This is a genomic window from Enterobacter sp. V87_3, from assembly GCF_029967835.1.
In the GTDB taxonomy this organism is placed as follows: domain Bacteria; phylum Pseudomonadota; class Gammaproteobacteria; order Enterobacterales; family Enterobacteriaceae; genus Enterobacter; species Enterobacter cancerogenus.
Window position 1 is genome coordinate 1 of record NZ_JASCAM010000008.1, and the last position, 626, is coordinate 626.

A 626-nucleotide genomic window follows, 5' to 3' on the forward strand; every position below is an offset into this window, starting at 1 on the left:
TTTATGGGGTGACTGCGTACCTTTTGTATAATGGGTCAGCGACTTATATTCTGTAGCAAGGTTAACCGTATAGGGGAGCCGAAGGGAAACCGAGTCTTAACTGGGCGTTAAGTTGCAGGGTATAGACCCGAAACCCGGTGATCTAGCCATGGGCAGGTTGAAGGTTGGGTAACACTAACTGGAGGACCGAACCGACTAATGTTGAAAAATTAGCGGATGACCTGTGGCTGGGGGTGAAAGGCCAATCAAACCGGGAGATAGCTGGTTCTCCCCGAAAGCTATTTAGGTAGCGCCTCGTGAACTCATCTTCGGGGGTAGAGCACTGTTTCGGCTAGGGGGCCATCCCGGCTTACCAACCCGATGCAAACTACGAATACCGAAGAATGTTATCACGGGAGACACACGGCGGGTGCTAACGTCCGTCGTGAAGAGGGAAACAACCCAGACCGCCAGCTAAGGTCCCAAAGTCATGGTTAAGTGGGAAACGATGTGGGAAGGCACAGACAGCCAGGATGTTGGCTTAGAAGCAGCCATCATTTAAAGAAAGCGTAATAGCTCACTGGTCGAGTCGGCCTGCGCGGAAGATGTAACGGGGCTAAACCATGCACCGAAGCTGCGGCAGCGAC

Annotated in this window: 1 rRNA gene; it reads left to right on the forward strand. The window is 52.6% G+C overall.

Annotated elements, in window-relative coordinates:
• A 23S ribosomal RNA gene (locus QLG21_RS00575) occupies window positions 1-626 on the forward strand; the annotation flags it as partial.